This is a genomic window from Paractinoplanes rishiriensis, from assembly GCF_016862375.1.
In the GTDB taxonomy this organism is placed as follows: domain Bacteria; phylum Actinomycetota; class Actinomycetes; order Mycobacteriales; family Micromonosporaceae; genus Actinoplanes; species Actinoplanes rishiriensis.
This window is the reverse complement of sequence record NZ_BOMV01000055.1, coordinates 44,749-66,575: the sequence shown is the minus strand read 5'-3', so window position 1 is coordinate 66,575 and position 21,827 is coordinate 44,749. Positions and strand designations below refer to the sequence as shown.

Genomic DNA, 21,827 nt, shown 5'->3' with positions numbered 1-21,827 from the left:
TCAGGTGAGCCGCGCGGCCCGGGATTCGAGATAGCGGCGCTCCGGCAGGCTCAGCGTGAGCCGGGCCGCGCGCCGGTACTCGTCCCGGGCCGCCGTGGTGTCGCCGGTCCGCTCGAGCAGGTGGGCGCGGACCGCGGCGAACCGGTGGTGGCCGGCCAGCGCCGCCGCTTCCAGAGCGGCCAGTCCCGCCGCCGGGCCGCTCACTTCGGCGAGCGCCACGATCCGGTTCAGCGTCACCATCGGGCCCGGAGCGAGCGCGTGCAGCAACCCGTACAGCTGCAGAATTTGCGGCCAGTCGGTGGCCTCGGGCCGCCTCGCCTCCGCATGCACCGCGGCGATCGCGGCCTGCACCTGGAACGGGCCCACCTCGAACCGGCTCAGCGCGTCCGTGATGATCGCGATGCCCTCGGCGATGGCGGCCGCGTCCCAGCGTGACCGGTCCTGCTCGGCGAGCGGCACGAGCCGACCGTCCGGAGCGGTGCGCGCCGGCCGCCGGGCATCGGTGAGCAGCATCAGCGCCAGCAACCCGGCCACCTCACCGTCGCCGGGCAGCCGCGCCCGCAACTGCCGGGTCAGCCGGATCGCCTCGGCACTGAGTTCGACCCGGTGCAGCGCATCCCCGGCGCTCGCGGTCGACCCCTCATTAAAGATCAAATACAGGGTCTGCCGTACGCCGGGCAGGCGCGCCGACGGGTCCTCGCGCGACCGCAGCTCCTTGCCGCGCAGCTTTTGCTTGGCCCGGCTGATCCGCTGCCCGATGGTCGCCTCCGGCACCAGCAGCGCGCGGGCGATCTCGGCCGTGGTCAGGCCGCCCACCGCGCGCAGCGTGAGCGCGACCTGGGCGGGCGGCGACAGGTCCGGATGACAGCAGAGCACCAGCAGCGTGAGCTCGTCGTCGCCGCGTACCTCCATCGGCGGATCGGCCGGCAGCGCCTCGCGCCGGCGCCGGGCCTCGTCGCTGCGCATCGCCTCGATGCGCCGGCGCGACGCCACCCGGATCAGCCAGGCACGCGGATCATCCGGAACGCCCTCGGCCGGCCACTGCCGGGCGGCCGCGAGCAGCGCCTCCTGCACGGCGTCCTCGGCCGCGTCGAAGTCGCCGTACCGGCGCACCACGGCCGCCACCACCTGCGGCGTCGTGGTGCGCAGCACGACCTCGATCTGGTTCAGAACTCCCACCCGCTCATGTCGTACACGGGCCGGACCTCCACCTCGGTGTAGCGGGCGTCCGGCACCTTGGCGGCCCAGGCGACGGCGTCGTCCTCGCCCGGAACGTCGATCAGGTAGAAGCCGGCCAAGTGCTCCTTGGACTCCGCGTAGGGCCCGTCGGAGGCCAGCGCCTTGCCGTCACGTACCGAAACCCACTTGGACAGCGACTGATCGGGCAGCCCTTCGGACGCCACCAGCACCCCCGCCTTGGCCATCTCGTCGGTCAGCCGCAGGTGCCCGACGCCGAACTCGGACCGCTCCGCGTCGGACATCGCCTCCCACGCGGCCAGGCTGCGCGGGTTGGACTGGATCAGGATCACGTACTTCACGATTTTCCTCCTTGGCCTCACCAGGATGTCGAAGCCGGCCGCGCGGCTTCGACGTCTCCCGTGAAGTTTCGTTACGAGTTCGTCTTCAGGAGGAACCCATGCAGGAGATCCACGACATCATTCTCGACCGCGCGGCCCGCCTGACCGCCGGCGACGTCGAAGGCATGCAGGCCCACAACGCTCCCGAACTGGTCGAATACAACCTGGCCCCGCCCCTGGGCAAGACCATCGACGGCCGCGACCCGAAGCCGGCGACCGAGTGGGTGGCGACCTTCGAGGCCCCGCCCCGCATGCGGGTGACGCAGCTCCAGGTAACCGCCGGCACCGACGTGGCGTTCGCCACCAGCATCAACGCGATGACCGCGACCCCGCGAGGAACCACCCACGAGTTCACCCTGTGGTTCCGCGTGACGCTTGGCCTGCGCCGCATCGACGGCCGCTGGCTGGTAACCCACGAACACGAGTCCGTCCCGTTCCACATGGACGAGGAAATGAAGGCCGCGATCGACCTGCAGCCGTAACCGCCGAGACGGGCCGCCGCGCGGGTCCATCACTCCCGAGCGGCGGCCAGGCGCTTCCTCCCAGCTCTCGTCCCTCTTCGGGATGGCCGTCACGGTGCGGGGCGTGTCCCGGCTGTGCTCGGCGGTCTGCCTGCGGGCCACTCCGGATTGCCTTCGGTGGACGCGCCTCGGTGGGTGGGCGACTCGCCACCGATCGCTAAAAGCGCATAAAACGGATAAAAGGGTTTCTGGTCGTTAGGGTGGCGGTGCTGATCTTCGGCTGTCGGGGGTGTGTGGGATGGGCTGGCTTGGGCGCCGGATTGTGGTTTCCGCCGGGGTGGGGATGGCGGTGCTGGGTGCCGCTGCGGCCGGGCCGGTCGGTGGTGCGGGTGCTGCTGTGGCCGGGTCGGCTGGGGGAGTGGGTGTCGCCGACGCGCGAGAAGGTGGGGCGGGGGACGGGGCCGGGGTGGGGGCCGGGGTGGCGGCTGTTCGGGTGTTGGAGCGGGTTGGGATGCCCTGGTCGGAAGTGCTGGGGGTTTCGCAGGCCGGCGGTGGGCGGGACGGTGGCGGTGACGTTGTCGGGCTGGGGTTTCAGCTGGTCAATGTGAACAGTGGGAAGTGCCTCACCACCGTGGGCGCGGCCATGGCGGACAACGCCAAGCTGAACCAGCGGACCTGCACCAAGGAGCCCGCCTATCGGTGGCGATTCCTGCCGGTTTCGCTGGGTGGGAGATTTGTCATCCAGAACGTGAAGAGTGGCAAGTGCCTCACCGTGGCGGGGGAGGGGCGCGACGACAACGACTTTGCGGTGCAGTTCGCCTGTGACGGGCGGCCGGCGCGGCAGTGGACGTTGAAGAGTACGACGCTGCTGCCCAGCTCGGATGCCCAGCTGGCCAACGTGCACAGCGGCAAGTGCCTCACCATCGCGGGGGGCAGCGCGGCCGAGAGCGGGGTCGCGGTGCAGTACCAGTGTGACGGGGAACGGTCGCGCCGGTGGACCGTGCGGCTCGTCGCGGGGCCCTTCCTGGGGGAGTAAAAAGACGGGTGCACGCGCCGGCGCGGAAGCTGGTTAGATCTTGGGGCCATCGAGCTGACCCTGAGGATTGACCATGACCCCCGAAGGCCCCGAGACCGTCACCCCGGCGATCCCGGCCCAGCGCGCGCCCAGTGACGCCGGCTACGAGCCCCCGGCCGCGCCGCCGCCGGAGCCGGAGAAGCCGCGGCGTAGCAAAGGGAAAGCCCTGGTCGCCGCCGGCAGTGCTCTCGGCGTACTGGCGCTGGGTTTTGTGGTTTTGCGGCCCGACGCGGAGCCCACCGACGCGGCAGTTGCCGCCACCAGCGCTCCGGCCGCGCCGAGTGCTCCGTCGGCGCCTTATGACCTGGCGGTCGCTGCGCTCACCGCGCAATCCGAGGCCTTGCTGCGGGGAGACGAGAGTGCCTGGCTCGCGGCCGTCGATTCCAGCAAAACCGGTCTCCGTACGCGGTACCGGCAGCTGTTCCGCTCACTCCGGGCGCTCGGTGTGACCCGTTACGCCTACCGGCCGGGCGTCGGTCAACCGGTCAAGGGCGACGCGTCCGCGATGTCGATGCGGGTCGACATCGGCTATTGCTTCGGCGCCGAGATGTGCCCGGAATCGGCCGCCACCGAGTGGGCAAAACCCCCGTATATTTCACAGAAAATCGTAGTAAAGCCAGCGGCGGACGGGCGCTATGTGATCAGCGACCTCGGTGCGTCGCCGCAGAAGGAGCCGCGTCAGCCCCTGCCCTGGGAGAGCGGCGACCTGACCTTCGCGCAGGGCAAGCGGGTGACCGTGGCGGCGGCAGCGGGACAGCAGAAACACCTGCAGCGCGTGCTGGCCGCGGCCGAGGCGGCGGCCGTGGTGGACGACCGGTACGCGGCGATGCTCGGCACCACGCCGTCCCGGTACCGGATCTTCCTGGCCGGCGAGAAGCAGTGGAAGTCCTGGTACGGCGGCAACGACAGCGCCTGGGCGATCGGCCTCGCGGTGCCGCTCAACATGCGCGGCATCGACGTGGTGCTGCGGATGAAGGAGATGACCGACGCGCGGGTGCTGCGGCTGACGCTCCAGCACGAACTGGGCCACGTGATCACGCTGAGCGGTGCGTTCCGGGCGGACGCCGCCGAGGACACCTGGCTGAGCGAGGGCATCGCCGAGTACATCGGGTGGAAGCCGACCTCGGCCGCCGGCAGCCTGCGCCTGTCCAGCGTGCGCTGGCAGCTCAACCGCAAGGCGGCCAAGTCGATGGTGCCCGCGCTGCCCGGCGCCCGGTCGTCGGACCGGGCCGGCGACGCGTTCTACGGGCTCAGCCACTTCGCCGCCGACTGCATGGCCAAGAAGTACGGCGAGCGGAAACTCTTCGACTTCGTCCGGCTGGTGCTGACCCAGGACAACGAGTACGACCAGGCGGCGCGCGACGCGTACGGGGTGCCGTTCGCCGCCGTCGACAAGCACTGCGTGAAGTGGATCAGGGAGCAGTCGCGCTGAGCACCTCGCCGAGCCGGCGCATGCCCTCGGTGATCTCGCCGGGGGTGTGCGTGGTGAACGACAGCCGCAGCGTCGCGGTGTCGGCCCGGCCGGCGTAGAACGGCGCGCCGGGCACGAACGCCACGTCCCGGGCCAGCGCGGCCGGCAGCAGCGTGGCCGTGTCGACCGGGCCGGGCAGGCGCAGCCAGGTGAACATGCCGCCGTCCGGGTCGGTCCAGGTGCTGCCGGCCGGTGCGGTCCGCGGCATCGCCGCGATCATGGCGTCCCGCCGGGTGGCGTACGCGGCGCGCAGCCCCCGCACGTGCGCGTCCAGATCGGTGTGCGCGAGGTATTCGGCCGCGGCCGCCTGGTCGATGGTGGACGTGTGCAGGTCGGCTGCCTGCTTGGCGACGGTCAGCGCGGAGCGCAGCGCGTCCGGGGTGCGCACCCAGCCCAGTCGCAGGCCGGGCGCGGCGATCTTGGAGAAGCTGCCCAGGTGCAGCACCCGGTCCTCGGCGCCGGGCTGGGCGGCCAGCGCGGGCACCGGCTCGCCGCGGTAGCGCAGTTCGCCGTACGGGTCGTCCTCCACCACCCAGAGCCCGTGCTCCGCGGCCAGCCCGGCCACCTCCCGGCGCCGTTCCTCGGCGAGCGTGCGCCCGGTCGGGTTGGCGAACGTCGGCACCAGGTAGAGCAACGCGGGCCGCTCGTCGCGCAGCACCCGGGCGAGGGCGTCCGGGTCGACGCCGTCGCGGTCGCCCCGCACCGTCACGATCCGGGCACCGGCCAGTTGGAAGCACTGCAGCGCGGCCAGGTAGGTCGGCTCCTCGACCGCGACCGTCGCGCCCGGGTCGAGCAGCGCCGCCGCGATCAGGGTGAGCGCCTGCTGCGAACCGGTGGTGATCAGCAGATGCTCGGGGCCGGTGGGCAGGCCGCGGGCGGTCATCCGTGCCGCGACCTGGGCGCGCAGGCCCGGGTTGCCCTCGGTGGGCGCGTACTGGAGGTGGCGGCGCCCGTCCGGTGCGGACAGCACCCGGTCGAACGCGCCGCGCAGGCCGTCCACATCGAACAGTTCGGGTGCCGGCAGGCCGCCGGCGAACGAGATGACCTCGGGGCGGTTGATCAGCGCGAGCAGGTCGCGGACCGGGGAACTGGCCACCCCGGCGAGGCGCTGTGCGTGCAGCGTCATGGTGGGACTCCTGGTCAGGCAGATGTGGTGTCCGGCCGGGGTGGCGGCCGGGGGAATGCGGCGGGCTGCCTGATCAAGGAGCCGGATCCCACCTTAGCGTTGGTTCAGGTGGCGGCGAAAGGCGGTATCGGGCCGCGCACCACTGGCCGTTTCCCGCTCTCCGGGACGGCGGGCCCGCCCCCGCCCCGGGACGCACCCGCCATGATGGACGGATGCTTCCCATCGCCGGCGGATTGGTGTTGTTCGTCGCGGGTCTGGTCGGCCTCGGGGTGGCGCTGGCCGGGCAGGGACTGTCCCGGGCCGACGAGTGGTCCAGCGTGATCTCCGGGTTTGTCGGGCTGATCGGCCTCGCGCTGGCCCTGACCAGCGGCCGCAGGTCCGCCACGACCAGGTCCGCCACGAGCAGGCCCGCGGCGGCCGTGCGGACCCGGCGCACGGCGTGGGGCCGGTTGCGAGTACCCGCCGACGTCCACCGGCTGCTCCAGGCCCAGGCCCGGGCCGCCGAGGAACTGCCCTATCAGGTGCCCGGCGTCGAAGGGGTCCGGCTGTCCGCCGTCCACGTGCAGCAGCAGGTCGCACCGGCCGCCGAGGACGACCGGTCCGGCCCGGATCCGGACGAGCGGGAGCGGCCGCGGCGGCACCCGGCCCAGCCGATCGAGCGGGTGCTGGCCCGGCACCGGCACGTGATCGTGGAGGGCGGCCCGGGTCTCGGCAAATCCACGCTGGCCCGCGACCTGACCCTCCGGCTGGCCCGGGCCTGGCTCGAGGACGGCCCGGCGCCGCATGCCGAGCCGGTGGTGCCGCTGCTGGTGACGGCGCCGGATCTGAGCCGGTACCGCGACCTGGACTGGCCGGCCGCCCTCACCCGCGCGGCTGCCGGGCTCGGCCAGCACACCGACGGCCCGATCGCCATCGATCCGGACCGCGACGGCCTCACCTGGCTGATCATCGTGGACGGCCTGGACGAGGTGCCCGAGCCGCAGCGCCGCGACCTGGTCGGCGTGCTGGCCGAGCGGATGGCCCAGCCCGGCGCCCGGTGGCGGCTGATGGTCCTGAGCCGGCCGCTGCCCGAAGGGGCCCGGCAGCGGCTCAGCGGCGCCGGCAGCGCGGTGTGCACGATCCTGCCGTTCACCCGGCCCCGGCTGCGCGAGTTCGTCGACGGGGTGGTCGCCGCCCGCCGCGACCCGGACCCGGCCGAGGTGTCCGCCCGGTTCCTGGCCGAGCTGCGCGACGCCGACCTGGACGTCGCCAGCACCCCGCTGCTGGCCACCATCGCGCTCGCGGTCTATCTGAACGATCCCCGGCGCCGGCTGCCGGGCAGCCGCCGCGAGCTGTACGAGCAGTACCTCGCCCACCTTCGCGACTCGACCGCGGCCAAGCGCCCGCGGCTGCGCGAGCAGTTGCGCCGCCGGATGAACGGGGTGGGCGGGGCCGGCGCCGCGGCCGCCCTCTACGACCGGCGCGGCGAACTGGTGGAGCACCTCGCGGTGCACCGGGTGGCCAGCGACGAACCGCTGCTCGCGGCCGCGACCGCGTGGTGCCGGGCCAACGGCATCGCCCCGGCCGAACCGACCGCGTCCTGGCCGGTGGTCGTGCGGGAGACGCTGACCGGCACCGGGTTGCTGGTCGGTGCCGGCGCCGGCCTGCGCTTCCTGCACCACAGCTTCGCCGAGCACCTGGCGGCGGCGTATCACGCCGGTACCTTGCCGGACCGTTTCGACCCGGGCACGGCGGCGTGGGCCGGCTGGACCCGGCAGACGGTCGCCGGGGAGGGCATCGGCGCCGCGGTGCTCGCCCACTGGGCCGGCCGGCACGACGCCGGGGAGCTGCTGAGCTGGCTGCAACGGGGCAGCCCGCCGTACCAGCGGGCGGCCGTCGTGCTGATCGGCGAGGGCGCCGCGGCCGGTCCCGAGCACCTCCGGGCCGGGTTGCGGTACGTCGCAGCCGAGTCGTGGCGCCGGCCGGAAACCTACGACGGCCCGGCCGGGCTGCTGCGCGGGCTGCCCCGGAACGCGGTGACGCGCGAGTGGGCGCGGACGACGGTGTCCGAGGCCGGCGACTATCCGGCGCTTCAGGCGGCCGCGGCGGTGCTGCTGCTGGACGCGCCCGAGGCGGACCGCGCCGACTCGGTGGCGACGCTCCGCGCCCGGCTCCGGGCGGTCACCGATCCGGACGCGCGGATCGCCCTGGCCCGCGGGCTGGTGCTGCTGGCACCGGAGCACACCGCGGAGGCGGCGGCCGCCCTGCGCGAGTCGCTGGCCGGCGGCCGGTCGGTGGGGGCGGTCGCCCAGGCCCTGGCCGAGTTCGGTCCGGGACACCGCGACGCCGCGCTGACCGGGCTGACCCGGCTCCTGCACGATCCGGCGGCCGCGCCCGGCGACCGGCTGGAGGCCGCCGGAGCGCTGGCCGACCTGGACCCGGACCGCCGGGACGAGGCGGCCGGCGCGCTGCGGTCGATGTGCGCCGACCATCCGGGCGGGGCGGGCGACCTGATCAACGCGGCCGAGGCGCTGCTCGACCTGGGCGAGGAGCTGCCGTCCGAGGTCGTGACCCTGCTCCGGGAGGCGCTGGCCCGGTCGGACGACGAGAGCTGGCACACCACGTATCTCGCCCGGCTGCTGCTCGGCTGCGGGCCCGGCGAGCGGCGCCGGGCCGCCGAGCGGCTGCGGGCCATGGCCGAGGAACCCTCGCTGTCGCCGTGGTGGCGGCTGCGGGCCGTGTCCGCGCTGGCCGACGCGGACGTGACCGGCGACGACTTCACCGGCCGGATCCTGCTCGAGGTGCTGGCCACGCCGAAGGTCGACGACTGGGTCTACGACGAGGCCGCGGCCGGGCTGGCCAAGCTCGGCGGCGAGCACCGGGCGGCCGGGCTGGCGCTGGTGCGGACGGCGACGGGGGCCCGGGCCGCGGTGGCCCTCGCCCGGCTGAGCCCGGAATCGGCCGGCGAGATCGCGGCCGGCCTGCACCGGTCGGTCACCGACCCGCAGGCGGGCAGCGCCGAGCTGCTGGCGGCCGCCGAGATCCTGGCCGGCCTGGGCCCGGACCACCGGGCGGACGCGCGGTCCGCGCTGCTGGTGGTGATCGGCCGGCGGTCCGACGCCGACGACGCGCTGAACGCCGCGCGGGCACTGGCCGAGCTGTACCCGGACGCGGTCGACGAGGCCGCCGCGGCGTGCCGGGCGGTGGCGGCCGAGGCGGCCGGCGATCTCTCCACCCGCAGCCAGGCCGTCGCCGTGCTGTCCGACCTCGGCCCGGCCCACCGGGCGCAGGCCGACAAGATCTTCCACGCGCTTCTGGCGGAGGCCGGCGCGAACCCGGAAGCCACCCTGGAGGTGCTGAGCATGATCGTGGACTCCCGGGCGGAGCACCGTTCCGCCGCCGTCGCCTCGCTGACCGGCCTGCTCGACTCGGGCACGCTGGACACCGGCGAACTGGTCGAGGTCGCGGTCCGGCTGGCCCAGCTGTGCCCGGAGCGCCGCGCCGAGGCCCACGCGATCCTCGCCGGCCTGGTCGCCGACCCCTGGACCGAGCACACCGATCGGCTCCGCGCCGCCGACGAGCTGCTCGGCCTGCCGGCGAGCCGGGCGGCGGCCGTCGCCGGCCTGCGGACCATGGTGCAGGATCCGGAGGTCTTCGGGTGGGTCCGGGAGAGCGCCGTGACCGCGCTGGCCGGGCTGGACGGTGCCGAACGGGCCGGCGTGGCAACCCTGCTCCGCGAGATGCTGGCCGGGCCCGGCCGGACCGACCAGCACCGTCTCGATCTGGCCGGCGCCCTCGGCAAGCTGCCGGATCAGCGCCGGACCGCCGCCGCGGTGCTGTCGGCGGTGCTGGCAGATCCGCCCGGGCCGAACCAGTTGATCCAGGCCGCGGAGCAACTGCTCGCCCTCGGCATCGACCGAGAGGCGGCGCTGGCCCGGTTGCCCGCGGCGCTGGCGGATCCGGCCGTCACCGGCTGGACGCTCGCCGAGGTGGCCCGCAAGCTCGTGCTGGCCGGCGGGGACCACCGGTCCGCCGCCCGGGCGGCGGTGCAGGCGCGGATCGCGTCGGGCAGCAGTGCGGACCGCTGCGAGCTCGCGGCCGTGCTCGGCACCCTCGACCGGGCCGGCCACACCGCCGCGGCGGAGATCAACGGTGCCCTGCTGGCCGACCCGTCCGTGGAGGTCGCGACCCGGATCCAGGCGGCACGGTGGCTGGCCGACTTCCCGGCGCACCGCACCGTCGCGATCACCGGCCTCCGGGACCTGCTCGCGACCGGGCCGTTGCGCGGCCCGGAGCGAATCGACGTGGCCGACTGCCTGGCCGAGCTCAGCGCGGCCGACCGTCCGGACGCCGTCGCGGCGGTGCACGGCCTGCTCACCGAGCCCACCGCCGCCCCCGCCGACCGGATCCGGGCCGCGGAGTGGCTGGCCAAGCTGCCGGACCGCCGGGCCGGAGCGGTCGAGGTCCTGCACGACCTGCTGACCGGACCGGACTGCTCGGCCACCGACGCCGCCGAGGCCGCCAGGCTGCTCGCCCGCCGCTCCGCCGGGCACCGCGACGCGGTGGTCGCCGAGCTCCGCCGCCGGATCGCCGCTCCGGACGCGACCGGCGACGACCGCTGTCAGCTCGCCGGCGCGCTGGCCGAGGTCGGCATCGGCGCGCGGCCGGCCGCCGCCGAGGTCTTCCTGGCCATCGTCGGTGACCCGCAGGGCGATCCCGCCGACCTGGAACGGGCCGTGGCGTGGCTGCGCCGCCGTCCGGCCCTGCGGCCGGCCCTGGGCGCGGCGCTGAAAAACCTGCTGGCCGACCCCGGCCTGGCGATCGACCTGCGCCTCGCGGCAACCGCCGCGGCTTGACGGTGCCGCGGAAACGCGTCACTCTCGGTGCACCACAATCGAAGATCGCGCCGCATGAGCCGCGGCGGGAGAGCCCCCGGCCGCCACCGGGGCGCCGAAGGAGCAAACCCTCCCCGGGAAGCTCTCAGGCCCCCGATACCGCCGATGGTCAGGCGACTCTGGAAAGCCGGGACGACGTGGTCCCGCACCCACGGTGCAAACCGCCGGCCGGCGGTGAAGCTCTCAGGTACCCATGACAGAGCGGGGAGGCCACCCTCGGGAGCAGGGGAGCCCCCTCATGCCGGTCAGTGCCTTCGACCTCTATTCGATCGGGATCGGGCCGTCGTCCTCGCACACGGTCGGGCCGATGCGCGCCGCCCGCCGGTTCGCGGCCGTGGTGCCGAAAGCCGAGTGGGTGCGGTGCGAGCTGTTCGGCTCGCTCGGTGCCACCGGGCGTGGTCATCTCACCGACGCCGCGGTGCTGCTCGGGCTGGAAGGTGAGGACCCGGCCACCGTTGAGACCCGTGGGCTGGCCCGGCGGGTCGCCGCTATCCAGGCCACCGGTGTCGTGCTGCTCAACAACGAGCGGCCGGTGCCCGTCGAGCTCGTCTGGAGCGGGCGCCGGAAACTCCCGTACCACCCCAACGGTCTGCGCTTTTTGGCCGGGAGCACCGAGCGCACCTACTACTCCGTGGGCGGCGGGTTCGTGGTCGAGGAGGGTGACGAACCCGTGCCGGACACGACGGCGCTGCCGCACCCCTTCACCTCGGGCGCCGACCTGCTCGACCGGTGCCGCCGCACCGGGCTGCCGATCTCGCAGCTCATGCTCGCCAACGAGCGGGCCTGGCGGAGCGGTGACCAGGTCCGCGACGGGCTGCTGCGCATCTGGCGTGAGATGGGCGCCTGCATCGAGCGGGGCCTGCACGCCGAGGGGGTGCTGCCGGGCGGGCTGCGGGTGCGGCGGCGGGCGCCGGGGCTGTGGCGCGAGTTGCGCGGCCGCACCGACACCGACCCGCTGCACGTGATCGACTGGGTCAACCTGTTCGCGCTGGCGGTCAACGAGGAAAATGCGGCCGGCGGGCGGGTGGTCACCGCGCCCACCAACGGCGCGGCCGGGATCATCCCGGCGGTGCTGCACTACTACCGCCGGTTCGTGCCGGGGGCGGACGACGACGGGGTGGTCCGGTTCCTGCTGACCGCGGCCGCGATCGGCATCCTGATCAAGGGCGGCGCGTCGATCTCCGGTGCCGAGGTGGGCTGCCAGGGCGAGGTGGGCTCGGCCGCCGCGATGGCCGCGGCAGGCCTTGCCGAGATTCTTGGCGGTACGCCCGAGCAGGCCGAGAACGCCGCCGAGATCGCGCTCGAGCACAGCCTCGGGCTGACCTGCGACCCGGTCGGTGGCCTGGTGCAGGTGCCGTGCATTGAGCGCAACGCGATCGCCGGGGTCAAGGCGATCAACGCGGCCCGGCTGGCGCTGCGCGGCGACGGCAGCCACCGGGTCAGCCTGGACGCCGCGATCCGCACCATGCGCGACACCGGCCGGGACATGTCGAGTAAATACAAGGAGACCTCGCGCGGCGGCCTCGCGGTCACCGTCGTGGAGTGCTGAACGGGTCTCAGCCGGGTGCCGTTTCCGGTCAGGTCGGCGCCCGGCCTGCCGATCGGAACACCCGTGAGCGATCTGACCGGGCTGGAAGTCGAGGCCGAACTCGGGCGGGGTGCCTTCACCACGGTGCACCGGGTCCGGCGTGGCGGCGAGACCTATGCGCTGAAGCGCCCGAACGCGGACCAGGCGGCCGAGCCCGGTCTGCTGGCCGCGTTCCGGCGCGAGGCGGCGCTGCTCGCCTGCGTCAACGATCCCGGCGTGCCGACCATCCACGCGGCCGGCCACTTCGCCGGCGCGCCCGCGCTGGTGCTCGAGCACATCCCCGGCGGCTCGCTCGCCGACCAGCTCGCCCAGGGCCCGCTGGCCCCGGAGCGGGTGGTCGCGCTCGCCGCCCAGCTGGCCCGCGCGCTGGCCGCCGCGCACCGGGTGGGTCTGGTGCACCGGGACGTCAAGCCCGGCAACATCATGATGTCGCCGGGCCGGCCGGCCAAGCTGATCGACTTCGGCCTGGCCCAGCTCGGCGTCGAGGTGGCCGCCGAGCAGGACCGCGCGGTCGGCACCTTCCTGTACGCGTCGCCGGAGCAGTCCGGCATGCTCAAGCGCCCGATCGACGGCCGGTCCGACCTGTACTCGCTCGGCGTCGTGCTGTTCGAGTGCCTTACCGGCGACGTGCCGTTCGCGGCCGACGACATCGGCGAGCTGCTCCGGCTGCACCTGGCCGCCCCGGTACCGGACCTCGCGGCGCTCTGCCCCGGCCTGCACCCGACCCTGGTCACGGTGGTGACCCGGCTGCTCGCCAAGGACCCGGACGACCGCTACCCGGACGCCGCCGCCCTGCTCCTCGACCTGCGCGCCTGCCCGGGCGGCGAGGCCGCCGCCGAGCCGGCCGCGGTCCGCTGGCCGCTGCGCGGCCGGGACGCCGAGGTCGCCCAGCTGGCCGAGTGCTGGGAGCGGGCCCGCGGCGGCAACGGCGGCGTCGCGGTGATCCGCGGTGCGGCCGGCACCGGGCGCACCCGGCTCGCCGATGAGGCGGTCGGCTGGGCCACCGACGGGGCCGGCGAAGGCCCGGTGCTGCGCGCCGCATGCGACGAGGACGAGGTGCTGCCGCTGGCCGCGCTGCGGGCCGCGGTCGACGGCTACCTCCAGGACGTGGCACACCTGCCCGAGCCGCTTCGGGTGGCGGCCGAGCAGCGGATCCGGGACGCCGCCACGGCGGCCGGCCCGGGCCTGGTGGCCCGGTTGTCGCTGCGGCTCGAGGAGCTGCTCGGCGCCGCCGCCCGCACCGGCGCCGAGGCCCGCGAGGACCACGTGTTCACGGCCGCGGCCGCGTTCCTGGCCGACCTGGCCCGGCGCCACGACGGCCTGCTGCTGCTCTGCGACGACGCGCAGTGGCTCGACCCGGGCAGCCGCGAGGTGCTCGACCGGCTGGTGCCGGACCTGGCCGGGCTGCCGGCCCTGCTGCTGCTCACCGAGCGGGACGACGCCGGCGACCCGACCGGGCTGCCGGCCGACCTCGAGCTGACCTGCGCGCCGCTAGACCCGGCCGGCGTCGCGGAGCTGGTGGCCTCCCGGCTGCCCGGCGCCGCCCTGTCGGCCGACCTGGTCGCACACGTGGCGGCCCGCACCGACGGCACGCCGCTGGCCGTGGTCGCGTACCTGCTGCGGGTGCTCGACGCCGGCCTGCTCACCCCGCAGTGGGGGAGCTGGCACTTCGACGTGGCCGGCGCGGACGCGCTGCCCGCGGCCGAGGACGTGCGCGCGCTGCTCGCGTCGCGGCTGGCGTCGCTGTCCGCCGGCGACCGGGACTTCCTGGTCAACGCCGCGGTGGCCGGCGCACGGTTCCGCACCGAACTGCTGGTGGCGGCCGGCGGCGACGAGGACCGGGTGGTGGCCGCGCTGGGCGCCGCGGTCGACCGGCGGGTGGTCGAGGCCCGGGCCGGCGGCTGGTTCGTCTTCATGCACCCGCTGCTGCGCGAGACCCTGCTCGACGGGGTCGGCGAGGAGCGGCTGTGCCGGCTGCACGCGTCGGTCGCCGACGCGCTGGAGAGCCTGCCCGAGGCGCTGCACGACGCCGACCACGTGTACGCCGTGGCCCGGCACCACCGCCGGGCCGGCGCCGCGGTCGAGCCGGCGGCCCGCCGGCGCAGTGCCCTCGCGGCCGGCCTGCGCGCCCTCGACGACCAGGCCCCGGCCGACGCGATCGACTACCTGGAGGACGCGCTCGCCGACGACCCGGCACCGGGTTCGGCGCTGCTGCACCCACTCGCGCTGGCCTACCTGCGGGCCGGCCAGTTCGCCGACGCCGGCGCCACCCTCGACCAGGCCCTGGCGACCGAGCCGGACCAGCAGGTCCGCGGCCGGCTGCTGACCACCCGGATCGAGCTGCACCACACCCTGTGGGACGACGCGCGGGCGCTGGAGGCCACCGCCGCGGCCCTGGCCGAGCTGCGCCGGCCGCTGCCCGGTGGCGGCCTCGGCCTGCTGCTGTCCTCGCTCGGCATCGCCGCCGCCGGTGGACTTGTCCGGCGTACCCGCATCGGTTTTGGCACCGCGGAGGGCAGCAAGCGCGAGGATCTCGCCGCGCTCGCCGCCACCCTGGACGCCGGTGGCTATGCCGCCGGTATCGGCATGCGCCTGCGCGAGGCCGGCATCTTCGCGATGCGGGCGATGTACGCGGTGAACCGCCTGGGCCCGTGCCCCGAGTACGTCCGGGTGTACGCGCTGATCGGCTACGTCGCCGCGGTGGTCAAGCTGCGCAAGACCTCCCAGCGCTGCCTGGACCGGGCCGCGCGCACCGCCGCCGACCTGGGCGACCCGGCCCTCGAGGTGTACGTCGAGTGGCTGCGCGGCTGTGCCGGCCTGTTCGGCGGCCACGACGACGGCACCGCCTGGGAGGAGACCGTCACCAAGCACGCCCGCTGGTTCGGCCCGGCCCAGCTCATCCCGGGCGCCGCGATCGTCGGCATCCGGCTGCTGCTGCGCGGCTACGTCGCCGAGAGCCAGGTGGAGTACGACCGGGCGATGCGCCGGGTCACCGACTTCGGCAACGCGCGGGGCACCTCGTTCGCCATGCTCTCGGTGATGATCCCGGCGATCCACGGCCGGCACGGCGACGCCGCCGCGGCGCTGGCCGAGCTGCGGGCCGCCTTCCCGGACGGCACCGGCACCAAGATGCAGCGGGCCAACGTGCTGGTCGCGGCCGCCTGCGCGGCGATCGAGCAGGGCGAGTTCGGCGAGCCGTTCGAGGCCCTGGTCGCCGAGTTCAACGCGCTCGGCCTCAAGCCGCGCGAGCTGATGACCCAGCACAAGTGGTTCTACGCGTTCCAGTCGCACTGCCGGATGGCCCGGCTGCGGATGGCCACCGAGGAGGAGCGCCCGGCCCGGCTGGCCGACGCCAAGGCCGCGGTCGCCGACCTGCGCCGGGTGCGCAAGAGCTCGCCGCTGCTGAACGCCGCGTACCTGATCGGCGAGGCGGCGCTGGCCCAGTTGCAGGGCGACGCGCGCAAGTCGATCGAGTGGAGCGACAAGGCCGAGCAGATCGCCCGGATGTTCGACGCCCCGCTGGTGCACTTCGAGGTGGCCCGGTTCCGGGCCCGCTCGTTCCGCCAGCTCGGCCTGCTCAACGAGTCGGACCGGCAGGCCCGGATCGCGCTGGCGCTGGCCTCGCAGCACGGCTGGGAGTCGCGGCGGCGGCAGGCGCGCACCGAGTTCGGCGCGGACGACGGCGCCACCAACCGGCGCACCGCGGTGGACCGGCGCGGCGAGGGCGGCCGCAGCCGCCGGCTGGAGGCGCTGCAGCAGGTGGGTGCCGCGGCGGCGACCGTGCTCGACCCGCAACAGCTGGCCCGGGTGGCGCTGGACGAGATGCTGCGCATCCTGGGTGCCGAGCGGGCGATGATGTTCCTGCTCGACGAGACCGGCGAACCGGCCCTGTACGCCGGCCGCAACGCCGACGGCACCAACCTGTCCGAGACCACCGCGTATGGCGCCACGCTCGTGCGCCGGGTCGCCGACACCGGCGAGGCGCTGGTGCTGACCGGCACCGAGCAGGGCGCCGCGCTCGGTTCGCGCAGCGCCGTGGTGCACGGCCTGCGCAGCATCCTGGTGGTGCCGGTGCAGTTCAAGGGCACCACGCTCGGCGTGATCTACCTGGACAGCCGGCTGGCCCGCGGCATCTTCACCGACGACGACGTCGAGGTGCTGATCGGCGTGACCAGCCACGTGGCGGTGTCGCTGGAGACCGCCCGGGCCGCGCAGCTGCACCTGGCCGTGCGGTCGGCGCAGCAGCAGCACGCGTTCGCCGAGATGCTGCGCGCCAGCCTGGCCGAAATGAGCGCCATCCACGACCCGAAGCAGCTGCTCAGCGCCCTGTTCGGGATGCTCGGCGGCCAGGTCGGTGCGACCGCGGGCTGCCTGCTGAGCGCGGACGGCTCGGTGGTCGTCGACGTGACCGGCAAGGCCGACCCGGTGGCGCTGGGTGCGGCACCGGCCGACCTGGTGCCGGCCGGGCAGGTGCCCGAGGTGGTCCACGCCGGCCCGGAGCTGTCGGCGCTGCTGGGCGGGGCCACGGCCGTGCTGGCCGTACCGTTGCAGCACCGGGACGGCCGGGCCGGGCTCGCACTGTTCGGCGCGGACAACTTCGACGACGGCGACGTCCACGTCGCGGCGGCACTGTCCACCCAGGGCATGAGCGCCTACCTGAACGCCCGCCTGTTCAGCCGGGTGCAGGAGCTGGCCACCACCGACGAGCTGACCGGACAGCACAACCGCCGGCACTTCTACGCGATCGCCGGCGCCCTGGTCGACGCGGCCGGCCGCGGCTCACGCGATCTGGCCGCGGTCATGCTGGACATCGACAAGTTCAAGAGCATCAATGACACTTACGGGCACGGCGTAGGCGACGAGGTGATCCGCACGGTGGCGGCCCGGGTGCGCGCCAGCATCCGCCACTCCGACGTGCTGGGCCGCTACGGCGGCGAGGAGTTCGCCCTGGTCCTGCCCGACCACGAGGGCGGTGCCGCCGAGCTGGCCGAACGGATGCGCCGGGCGGTGGCGGACGAGCCGGTGGCGACCTCGGCCGGCCCGCTGCCGGTGACCGTCAGCGTGGGCCTCACCCACCTGGACCCGTCCGACGACGCCCTGGACCAGCTGCTGGCCCGCGCCGACCACGGGCTGTACCGCGCCAAGGAGAGCGGGCGGAACCGGGTCGTGGTTTCCTGAGGGACATGACGGTCTACCCGGCGTTGCGCCAGATGGTCCTGGACAGCACAAATGTGCGCACGCTGGCGGAGTTCTACCGCCGGCTGTTCGGCCTGCAGTACCGTCCCGGCGACGAGCCACCGGCGGCCGGCGCCCCGGACGAGCGGGGCCAGGACTGGCTGGTCCTGCAAAACCCGCACGGTGGCATCCAGCTGGCGTTCCAGCAGGTGGAGGAGCTGCCGAAGGCGACGTGGCCGGAGCGCGGGGTGCCGCAGCAGGCCCACCTGGACACCACGGTCGAGTCGGTGCAGGAGCTGGATGCGCAGCACGAGAGGGCGTTGGGGTTGGGCGCGTCGCTGCTGTACGACCGGAGCGCGGATCCGGATGAGCCGCTGCGGGTGTACGCGGATCCGGACGGTCATCCGTTCTGCGTTTTCGTCGCCTGAACGGTCCATTCAGCCGTGTGGGTGGGGGTACAGGAGTCGGCGGGGCACCGGGAACATGCGGCACCGGCCTCGGCACCTCAGGAAGCTCGGCACCTCAGGAAGCTCGGCACCTCAGGAAGATCGTCGTCACATGCCGAATCGGCGGGGGCGAGCTCGTGCTCTGGCTTGGGAACCTCAGGATTCGGTCGGGACGCGAACCGTGTCGTGCACAGAGCTCTTGGCATCGCCGACCGGAAGCCCTCTCGCCGGCCCACTTGACCGCCCACCCACCAACCAGGCCCTGGCTGGGAGGCGCGGCGGCAGCAGGCCGCCAAACGGCGCGCGCAGTTGCCGATGTGAGCGCACCCGATTGGCGATGAGGGGAAGGCCCGTGCTAGGCTGGCCCGGTTGCAGTTTTGATTTCCGTAGACGTTTCCGGCGCCTGATGGGGTATCTGAACCCATCTAGGCGCTTTTCCGTTTTTCGTGTCGTTTCGACGCGGGTTATCAACGCGGCAGCGTTAGAGTCCGCGCAGTGCGGTCGCTAAGCAGCCTGCGAAGGAGTAGACATGACTACAGGTACCGTGAAGTGGTTCAACGCCGACAAGGGCTTCGGCTTCATCACCCCGGACGACGGCGGCGCTGACGTCTTCGCCCACTTCTCCCAGATCTCGACGAGCGGCTACCGCAGCCTCGACGAGAACCAGAAGGTGGAGTTCGACATCGCCCAGGGCAACAAGGGCCCGCAGGCGGAGAACATCCGCCCGCTCTGACCCACGCCTTGCGAACGGCGGCCCACTGGTTCAGCGGGTCGCCGTTCGGCGTTTCACGCGCTTGCCACGGCATCGTGAAAGCTCTCGATCCGCAACCGCGGGTACACGGCGCGACACCACGAAGGACATGACAATGGCGACGACCTACTCTGGCCCTGCGCGGCTGATCCTGGTGGACGGCGCATCCGTTTCCGGCATGGCCTCCCTCAGCACCAACCACCGCGGAGGACTGAACGGCTGGGGCGGCACGTTCCGTCCGGACGAGGTCACGACGGAGCTGCGCAACGCCGTCGAGGAGATCCAACTGGAACTGCCCTACGATCGGGTGGGGGCAGTCGCCGTCACCGGCATGCGCAAGCTACTCGCCACGCAGGTGCTGATGTCACTGGCAGGCCGCGGACCCGCACCCTTCTGATGATGCGCCGCACGCCCCGCCGCTCATCGCCGCCGCGAACGGTCACTCTGCTCTGTTGCAGCGACGAGAGCACGCAGCGTCGGATGCCCGCTCTCATATCGTGGGGGTTGGTCGACGCGTCAGGCAATCAGAACCCACCACGTGACCATGGCCGGCATCCCCGTCTGCCGCGAACAAGGCGTGCCGTCCGATGGTCGGCCCGGCTACTGCCCGAATGTGTACCGCAGGTTCGCGTTGATCAGCTCGTTGAGCCGCTTGCGCAGGTGTCCGAGCAGCGCCGGATCCGGCAGCGGCTCCTCCACGAGCAGGGTCCACCGCAGGTCAGTTCCTGCCGTGCCGTCGGACGCCAGGTCGAATCGAACTCGGGCGTCGGGCCGCCTTTTCCACAGAGAGGACCAAACAACGAAATCCGGCTCCCGGGCATCGATCAGCTGCGGCGGCTGCTCATCGTCCAAGAGCAACAACCACGGTCGAGCCGGATCCCGGTCGGGGTCGGTCAGCACCTCGAAGACGACATGGGGTGGTGCCGGCTGATTACGCTGCCGGCTGCCTGCTTCGAGCATGCCTTAGCCTAGGACAAAACGTGTCATGTCGGCACCAAGCCGTTGGCTATCGGGCATGAGCGGACGCCCCTCTCATAGCCGCGAGTCGTTCGCGCTCGCCGTATCGACCGCGGCAGCCTGCGGGCACCGGCCCGGTCAGTGGCTCCGGGACGATGGCCAGGTCCGCAGGGACCGGGTCGCCGGGCAGAGCGGCCAGCCGCTTGATCATCCACTGGCCGGTGGGGCTCGGTGACCAGTTCGGCTTCGGTGGGCACGACGGACCGGAGGGCGCCAGCATCTCGGCTGCAATCCCGATGCCCCGTGGGCGCGGGCCGGCCGCTTCGCCCCGGAAACTCGGGCTTCAGCTCACCGGCGAGAAAGAGCGAGGGGCAGACCATCCGGAGCCCATACTCGGGCGCGACACTCAGGATTCGCCGCCGGCCTTGCTTCGCGCGATGAAGACGGAGCCGGCGACCACACCCAGGCCCGTGCCCAGGGGCAGACCTAGCCCGACTCCGAAGGTGACGCTGTCGGAGAAACCCCCGACGATGACGCCGAAGAGAAGGCCGAAGCAAGCGCCAAATGCGATCCAGACACCGAGATTTGCCCAGATTCCGAGATCTGCGGTGCCTCGAGGCGTGTTGTTGCTCGTCATCGCATCTCCCAGAACGCGGTAAGGCTGGCAATCTGGCGGCCCACCGCGGCGGATGCGCAACCATCTTCCTCCGCAAGCTATCACCCGGCATCAAAGGCGCTCCTCGTCGAGGAGTCGGTCACCGCGCCGGCGGCCCAGAGGGGCAGGCACGCCGTCGCAGCGTCGCAGCTTCAGGGCTCGACTCGACGAGTGCTGCTACGTTGCTCCCGGCACGATGACGGTTCTTCAGGAGTGCTGCTGCGAAATGTCGGTGAAGGCGCTACGGCTGCATGATCCCCGCAGGCTGGGCAAGTGGGAACTGCTCGGCGTGATCGGGGAAGGAGGCATGGGCGTGGTTTACCAGGCCCGGGATTCCGACGGCCGGATCGTCGCGGTAAAGGTGGTCAAGCCGGAGTTCGCGGCGATGGACGAGTTTCGGGCCCGGTTCCGCAGCGAGGTCGACCGGGCCCTCCAGGTCCCTCCATTTTGCACCGCGACTGTCCTCGACGCTGACCCGGATCACGCCACTCCGTACCTGGTTGTCGAGTATATCGACGGGCCGGATCTCGCCGAGATCGTCGCCCGCGGCGGGCCGCTCACCGGCGGCGCTCTGCACGGCCTGGCGGTCGGAGTAGCGACCGCGTTGGTGGCGATTCACGGCGCCGGTGTCATCCACCGTGACCTGAAGCCGCACAACGTTCTCTTCGCGCTGGGCTCTCCCAAGGTGATCGACTTCGGCATCGCCCGTGCGCTGGAGGCGACCAGCGCCCACACCCGGACCGGCCAGATGGTGGGCACGGTTTCCTACATGGCCCCCGAGCGGCTCGACGGTTCGGCTGGGCGGTCGGTGACGCCGGCCGTCGACGTGTTCGCCTGGGGAGCGGTAGTGGCCTACGCCGCCACCGGGCACACGCCATTTCGCGGCGACACGCCCGCGGTCACCGCCGTGCGGATCCTCACCGCCGAGCCGGAACTCGACGGTCTCACCGGCCCGCTCCGCAGCACCGTCGAACGGGCTCTGGCCAAGGATCCGTCTCAGCGTCCCGCAGCACCCGAGCTACTCGACATGCTGCTGGCAGCCGACCGTGGCGTAGCCATGGGCACGGGCCGCGAACGGATTCCGGCAACCCGCCCGAAAGTCCGGTCCGCAACTGCGTCGCCGTCACTTCCCGGCGAGACCACCACAACGGGACAAATCACGCGGCGTCACCTCGCACTCGTCGTGGTCGCCGCGCTCGCCAGCGTCAGCACTTGGGCAGGGCTGACTTGGCCGTGGCAGATATCGCAAACTTTCGACGCGGCCCCCGTGGCGTCAAAGCCGACATCCGTGCCCGTGGCCAGCGGATCGACGCGGAACCCGCCAGCCTCAAGCACGCACCCGATGGCCAATTCACCGACTCGTGTTCGCATCACCGATCAGGGTGAACAGGTGACGCTCAGCTGGGACGCCCCAACGCCCCAACCTGACGTCCAACTCATCTCCGGCAGCCGTTCGGGTGACTCTCCCAAAGTCTTTCAGCAGCTGACGGCGGCCGAGACCAGCTACACCGTCTTTGGGCTCAGCGCCTCGGTGGACTACTGCTTCACGATCGGAGCGGCCTACGGGTCCGACAACGTCAACACGTCGAAGCTGGTCTGCACCAAGCGATCCTGACGCGCGGGTCCCCTCGCTCCGGGGTCCCCTCGCTCCGGGGTCCCCTCGCTCCGGGG

15 protein-coding genes and 1 riboswitch are annotated in these 21,827 nt (G+C 73.2%); of the genes, 10 read left to right on the top strand and 5 right to left on the bottom strand.

Features of this window, described 5'->3' with window-relative positions:
• A complete protein-coding gene (locus tag Ari01nite_RS23045) occupies nt 1-1,179 on the bottom strand; it encodes an RNA polymerase sigma factor (protein ID WP_203783828.1) in 1,179 nt (392 codons plus the stop codon).
• Entirely contained in the window at nt 1,167-1,538 is a 372-nt protein-coding gene (locus Ari01nite_RS23040) for a YciI family protein (protein WP_203783826.1), read from the bottom strand. Before Ari01nite_RS23040 ends, Ari01nite_RS23045 begins: the two co-directional genes overlap by 13 nt.
• Before the next feature lie 98 nt (nt 1,539-1,636).
• Between Ari01nite_RS23040 and Ari01nite_RS23035 the strand changes: the two genes are divergently transcribed.
• The 3 genes from Ari01nite_RS23035 to Ari01nite_RS23025 all read left to right on the top strand — a co-directional run bounded on the left by Ari01nite_RS23035 (nt 1,637) and on the right by Ari01nite_RS23025 (nt 4,545).
• On the top strand, nt 1,637-2,059 hold the full coding sequence (locus Ari01nite_RS23035) for a YybH family protein (RefSeq protein ID WP_203783818.1): 423 nt from the start codon (nt 1,637-1,639) through the stop codon (nt 2,057-2,059).
• Nucleotides 2,060-2,549: 490 nt separating this feature from the next.
• Entirely contained in the window at nt 2,550-3,074 is a 525-nt protein-coding gene (locus Ari01nite_RS23030; RefSeq protein WP_203783816.1) for an RICIN domain-containing protein, read from the top strand.
• A gap of 73 nt (nt 3,075-3,147) precedes the next feature.
• Nucleotides 3,148-4,545, top strand: coding sequence for a hypothetical protein (locus Ari01nite_RS23025; protein ID WP_203783815.1), 1,398 nt, complete (start codon nt 3,148-3,150; stop codon nt 4,543-4,545).
• On the opposite strand, the gene Ari01nite_RS23020 is transcribed toward Ari01nite_RS23025, so the two are convergent.
• On the bottom strand, nt 4,526-5,710 hold the full coding sequence (locus Ari01nite_RS23020; protein ID WP_203783812.1) for an aminotransferase-like domain-containing protein: 1,185 nt from the start codon (nt 5,708-5,710) through the stop codon (nt 4,526-4,528). The genes Ari01nite_RS23025 and Ari01nite_RS23020 overlap by 20 nt on opposite strands.
• Nucleotides 5,711-5,922: 212 nt before the next feature.
• On the opposite strand from Ari01nite_RS23020, the gene Ari01nite_RS23015 reads away from it, so the two are divergent.
• From Ari01nite_RS23015 to Ari01nite_RS22990, 6 genes are all read left to right on the top strand, one after another.
• Complete coding sequence (locus Ari01nite_RS23015) at nt 5,923-10,545, top strand: P-loop NTPase family protein (RefSeq protein ID WP_203783810.1); 4,623 nt, start codon at nt 5,923-5,925, stop codon at nt 10,543-10,545.
• A gap of 55 nt (nt 10,546-10,600) precedes the next feature.
• Nucleotides 10,601-10,696, top strand: a riboswitch (glycine riboswitch).
• 126 nt (nt 10,697-10,822) lie between these two features.
• On the top strand, nt 10,823-12,133 hold the full coding sequence (locus tag Ari01nite_RS23010) for an L-serine ammonia-lyase (RefSeq protein ID WP_203783808.1): 1,311 nt from the start codon (nt 10,823-10,825) through the stop codon (nt 12,131-12,133).
• 63 nt (nt 12,134-12,196) lie between these two features.
• A complete protein-coding gene (locus Ari01nite_RS23005; protein WP_239162937.1) occupies nt 12,197-17,350 on the top strand; it encodes a diguanylate cyclase in 5,154 nt (1,717 codons plus the stop codon).
• Nucleotides 17,351-17,355: 5 nt separating this feature from the next.
• The gene (locus tag Ari01nite_RS23000) at nt 17,356-17,775 is read left to right on the top strand and encodes a VOC family protein (protein ID WP_203783795.1); all 420 of its coding nucleotides are present in this window, start codon (nt 17,356-17,358) and stop codon (nt 17,773-17,775) included.
• Nucleotides 17,776-18,322: 547 nt separating this feature from the next.
• Nucleotides 18,323-18,526: a cold-shock protein gene (locus Ari01nite_RS22995; protein WP_203783793.1), complete on the top strand. Its 204-nt coding sequence runs from the start codon at nt 18,323-18,325 to the stop codon at nt 18,524-18,526.
• A 133-nt stretch (nt 18,527-18,659) separates the two neighbouring features.
• Entirely contained in the window at nt 18,660-18,941 is a 282-nt protein-coding gene (locus Ari01nite_RS22990; protein WP_203783791.1) for a hypothetical protein, read from the top strand.
• 203 nt (nt 18,942-19,144) lie between these two features.
• Here the strand turns inward: Ari01nite_RS22990 and Ari01nite_RS22985 are convergent, their stop codons facing one another.
• Nucleotides 19,145-19,444 (bottom strand): hypothetical protein, encoded by a 300-nt coding sequence (locus Ari01nite_RS22985; protein WP_239162936.1) that lies wholly within the window; start codon nt 19,442-19,444, stop codon nt 19,145-19,147.
• Between the two features lie 463 nt (nt 19,445-19,907).
• Nucleotides 19,908-20,138: a hypothetical protein gene (locus tag Ari01nite_RS22980; protein WP_203783787.1), complete on the bottom strand. Its 231-nt coding sequence runs from the start codon at nt 20,136-20,138 to the stop codon at nt 19,908-19,910.
• 244 nt (nt 20,139-20,382) lie between these two features.
• Here Ari01nite_RS22980 and Ari01nite_RS22975 point away from each other — a divergent pair, with 244 nt between their 5' ends.
• Nucleotides 20,383-21,771, top strand: coding sequence for a protein kinase domain-containing protein (locus Ari01nite_RS22975; RefSeq protein ID WP_203783776.1), 1,389 nt, complete (start codon nt 20,383-20,385; stop codon nt 21,769-21,771).
• The last annotated feature ends 56 nt before the right edge of the window (nt 21,772-21,827 follow it).

Bases quoted from the DNA above. Each gene is read 5' to 3' on its own strand.
- Ari01nite_RS23035 (WP_203783818.1), top strand. From the start codon at position 1,637: ATGCAGGAGATCCACGACATCATTCTCGACCGCGCGGCCCGCCTGACC.
- Ari01nite_RS23030 (WP_203783816.1), top strand. From the start codon at position 2,550: ATGCCCTGGTCGGAAGTGCTGGGGGTTTCGCAGGCCGGCGGTGGGCGG.
- Ari01nite_RS23025 (WP_203783815.1), top strand. From the start codon at position 3,148: ATGACCCCCGAAGGCCCCGAGACCGTCACCCCGGCGATCCCGGCCCAG.
- Ari01nite_RS23020 (WP_203783812.1), bottom strand. From the start codon at position 5,710: ATGACGCTGCACGCACAGCGCCTCGCCGGGGTGGCCAGTTCCCCGGTC.
- Ari01nite_RS23015 (WP_203783810.1), top strand. From the start codon at position 5,923: ATGCTTCCCATCGCCGGCGGATTGGTGTTGTTCGTCGCGGGTCTGGTC.
- Ari01nite_RS23010 (WP_203783808.1), top strand. From the start codon at position 10,823: ATGCCGGTCAGTGCCTTCGACCTCTATTCGATCGGGATCGGGCCGTCG.
- Ari01nite_RS23000 (WP_203783795.1), top strand. From the start codon at position 17,356: ATGACGGTCTACCCGGCGTTGCGCCAGATGGTCCTGGACAGCACAAAT.
- Ari01nite_RS22995 (WP_203783793.1), top strand. From the start codon at position 18,323: ATGACTACAGGTACCGTGAAGTGGTTCAACGCCGACAAGGGCTTCGGC.
- Ari01nite_RS22990 (WP_203783791.1), top strand. From the start codon at position 18,660: ATGGCGACGACCTACTCTGGCCCTGCGCGGCTGATCCTGGTGGACGGC.
- Ari01nite_RS22980 (WP_203783787.1), bottom strand. From the start codon at position 20,138: ATGACGAGCAACAACACGCCTCGAGGCACCGCAGATCTCGGAATCTGG.
- Ari01nite_RS22975 (WP_203783776.1), top strand. From the start codon at position 20,383: ATGTCGGTGAAGGCGCTACGGCTGCATGATCCCCGCAGGCTGGGCAAG.